This window comes from Zunongwangia atlantica 22II14-10F7, assembly GCF_002094855.1.
In the GTDB taxonomy this organism is placed as follows: Bacteria; Bacteroidota; Bacteroidia; order Flavobacteriales; family Flavobacteriaceae; genus Zunongwangia; species Zunongwangia atlantica.
Genome location: NZ_ARYN01000045.1, coordinates 1 through 3,144, shown reverse-complemented (window position 1 = coordinate 3,144; position 3,144 = coordinate 1). Strand labels below are relative to the sequence as shown.

Annotated in this window: 5 protein-coding genes; 4 read left to right on the top strand and 1 reads right to left on the bottom strand. The window is 30.8% G+C overall.

Annotated elements, in window-relative coordinates; genetic code table 11:
• Window positions 1-189 (bottom strand): hypothetical protein (locus tag IIF7_RS21005; protein ID WP_217806701.1); only part of this gene is annotated, 189 nt, incomplete at its 3' end.
• A 38-nt stretch (window positions 190-227) separates the two neighbouring features.
• On the opposite strand from IIF7_RS21005, the gene IIF7_RS20340 reads away from it, so the two are divergent.
• The 4 genes from IIF7_RS20340 to IIF7_RS20325 are packed head-to-tail and all read left to right on the top strand — an operon-like array spanning window position 228 to window position 3,016.
• Window positions 228-1,040, top strand: a complete 813-nt coding sequence (locus tag IIF7_RS20340) for an ABC transporter ATP-binding protein (protein ID WP_084843520.1) — start codon at window positions 228-230, stop codon at window positions 1,038-1,040.
• A gap of 1 nt (window position 1,041) precedes the next feature.
• Entirely contained in the window at window positions 1,042-1,860 is an 819-nt protein-coding gene (locus IIF7_RS20335) for a hypothetical protein (RefSeq protein ID WP_084843519.1), read from the top strand.
• Between the two features lies 1 nt (window position 1,861).
• Window positions 1,862-2,212 carry a GntR family transcriptional regulator gene (locus tag IIF7_RS20330; RefSeq protein WP_084843518.1) on the top strand — a complete coding sequence of 117 codons (351 nt, stop codon included), beginning with the start codon at window positions 1,862-1,864 and terminating at the stop codon, window positions 2,210-2,212.
• An 18-nt stretch (window positions 2,213-2,230) separates the two neighbouring features.
• Window positions 2,231-3,016 (top strand): hypothetical protein, encoded by a 786-nt coding sequence (locus IIF7_RS20325; protein ID WP_084843517.1) that lies wholly within the window; start codon window positions 2,231-2,233, stop codon window positions 3,014-3,016.
• Window positions 3,017-3,144 lie beyond the last annotated feature (128 nt).

The following is a 3,144-nucleotide window of genomic DNA, read 5'->3' as shown; positions in this document are numbered from 1 at the left end:
GTGTTTTGCAAGTAAAGATCTGGTGTGATTACTTTGAATTAGGATAATAGTTATTAAAATAATTTGATTTTTTAGGTTAGATAAATTTCGATATTTAGCCTTTATGGAATAGGTGTTTCTTGGAAATTTACATTTTTCATACATTTTTTTAGTTAAAAGTCCTATTTGTTTAAAAATATTATTTATCATTGTACTGTATTAGTGTAGTAGAACAGTAAATTTTAAAAATGATAGATCTAAACGCTTTAAAATTTTCCCATCGTAAAAAGGAAATTTTGTTCGATAACCTTTGCTTTAACTTAAAGTCAGGAAGTATAACGGGCCTACTAGGCAAAAACGGTGCGGGTAAAACTACTTTATTAAAGCTAATAGCAGGTATGATTTTTCCTAAAGACGGAAAAGTAGAAGTTATGGGATATACCCCAAGGAAAAGAGAACCAAATTTTTTAAAGCAGTTATATTATCTACCAGAAGAGTTCTATCTGCCAAATACTTCAGTCAAATTTTATGTTAAGGCTAATGCAGTTTTTTATCCAAATTTTGATCATGAACTTATGGATCTGCAAATGCAAAAGTTTGAAATTCCTGTAGATAACCGATTGGATAAAATGTCTTACGGCCAGAAAAAGAAATTTTTAATTGCCTTTGCATTGGCGACAAAAAGTAAGTTAATAATACTTGATGAGCCTACTAATGGTTTGGATATACCTTCAAAAAGTATATTCAGGAGAATGTTGGCTGGAGCACTTTCAGAGGATCAATTGGTTCTTATTTCTACCCATCAGGTTAAAGATGTAGAAAATCTAATAGATCGTATAATGATTTTGGATCATGGTGAGATGATCATGAATCGGGAAATACTTGATATTTCTGAAAAGTATCAATTTACAACAGTTCGTGATACAAAATCTATTGAACCTCTATACGAAGAATCTGGTCCAATAGGGTCAAGAGTTATATTGCCAGGGAATGGAAATAGCTCGCCTGTGGATATAGAGCTTTTGTTTAACGCAACTACTAGTGGTATAAAATTGACTTAATATGGGAAGCAATAATATTTTTAATGGTAAGCGATTTGTTAATCTGGTAAAGCAGTATCTGTTTCATAATTATTCGGGTATTTTATTGGGAGTACCAGTGATGTTTGGTATCTCCTTTCTGGTAATAGCTTTCCTGCAGTTCGTTAAAAGAGATAATCAAAGTAATGATCAAGAGTTTTTTTTAATTTTTGTCTTTGCGTATATTATAATTGGAGCCTTTTATATAGGTTCAGCGTTTCCTGCTTTTAGACATAAAGAGAAGTCACTTTCATATCTAATGGTGCCAGGCTCGGCATTAGAGAAGTACCTAATACAGTTTATTTTTTATCCATTATTATATTTATTAGCATTCCCATTACTTTATTTTTCTGCGTACCAGCTTAGTTCTGGTTTTATATCTATAGTGAACCCTAATTTCATAGCCTTTGATCTTTTAGACTTTTATCAGAACATTAGCGTGGCAAGGATTTCTAATAATGGCAATATTATAAGTGAAATTAACTATTTATCCCTACAAATTTCTATAGGTTTTTCAATTGCTATGGCTTTCTTTTTTGGAGCTACAACTTTTAAAAAATTTGCGACGCTTAAAACTTTATTTGGTTTAGTTATTTACATTGGTCTTTGCGTGGGTATGATGTATTTTCTATTACAGAAGATAGGTTGGGCGGCATATCATCCAAAAGAAGAACTATATCTATCTCCAATTGGTAACGGGGGGGATCACGAAATAATATCTTTTTTGATTTTGGGTATTTTCAGCTTTGGTTTGATATTTAGTATAGTAGCTTTTTTGAAAATAAAAGAAAAGGAGGTATAAAATGGAGTTTGAAAATGGCCAAAGTATTTATAATCAAATAGCAGATAATTTATCAGACAAGATTATTAATGAAGAATTTAAACCTGGAGAGAAAATTCCTTCCGTTCGTGAACTTGCAGCCGAAGTTGGTGTTAATCCAAATACCATTATGAGAACTTATACTGAATTGCAGTCTAAAGGTATCATCGAAAATAAAAGGGGGATAGGCTATTTTGTTCAATCTGAAGCACCGCTGCGTATCCTGGAGGAAAGAAAAAGAAATTTTTTTGAAAGGATATTACCGCAATTTATTAAAGAAGCTTCTCAATTAGGAATTAGTCCTGAAGAATTAAAAAAACATCTAAATCTTTAACCTTCTTACTTATAAGAAATGAAAAATAGCAATATAGTACTCACTTCTTTCCTAGCCTTATTTGTGCTTTATTTATTCGGGATCCTTGTTGAAATTCGTGTAAGAGGTGAGAAATGGCCTCCCTCAACTGTAGCAAAAATTGAAAATTGTAATTCTGATTTTCGAAATGTTACAAAACTTCATGAAATCAAAATTTTAAAAATTTCTAAAATCAGTCAGGCCGGTACTATTATTTTAGATCAAAGTTCAGATGCAGCTTTTACGACATTTAAAAAAAGTAAAAATGGAGAATCATGGCTAACTTATCATACTGTAGGTGATACTCTTATTATAGATAAATTGAGTTCAGAAAACCCTTGTAACACATTTAAACTAGAGTTGGGAGGGAAAATTCCTGAAATCATAATCGATTCAGTAAATGTGAATTTACGTGTAAAATCTGATAACCTTGAAAAACTGAAAATTAAAAGCGCTGAATCTTTCATAGAAGTATTTAGAGATGAGAACAAAATGACTAATATTGATAGTTTAGAAATTGATTTAGATAGTAATTCTTCTTTTAGCTTTTTATCAGGTTCTATAAACTCAGGTTCTATAAACTTTATATCTGGTAAGGTTTCCAATAGTTCTACGTTGTACCTTACAGAAGTAAAATCTAAGAATACTTCTGTGAGCATAGGAGGGAATTCTACTGTAGTTGATAGATATAGTTATCATAATCCCGATCCTGATATTAAGCTAGTTTACGAGAAACAAAATACCGAAGAAGAGGAAGCAGCGATTCAGAATGATACCTTAAAATAATTTATAAGACTTTATGAAATTACAAGTTATTAATTTGTTTTAGCTCTGATGGTGATAATATAAAGTCTGTTTTTTCTTTTAAACCATTGGAAATTAAATGTCTAATTTTATAGGATGAAATTGGCTAT

What these genes read in the sequence shown, in the direction of transcription:
- IIF7_RS20340 (WP_084843520.1), top strand. Translation starts at nt 228, where the DNA reads ATGATAGATCTAAACGCTTTAAAATTTTCCCATCGTAAAAAGGAAATT.
- IIF7_RS20335 (WP_084843519.1), top strand. Translation starts at nt 1,042, where the DNA reads ATGGGAAGCAATAATATTTTTAATGGTAAGCGATTTGTTAATCTGGTA.
- IIF7_RS20330 (WP_084843518.1), top strand. Translation starts at nt 1,862, where the DNA reads ATGGAGTTTGAAAATGGCCAAAGTATTTATAATCAAATAGCAGATAAT.
- IIF7_RS20325 (WP_084843517.1), top strand. Translation starts at nt 2,231, where the DNA reads ATGAAAAATAGCAATATAGTACTCACTTCTTTCCTAGCCTTATTTGTG.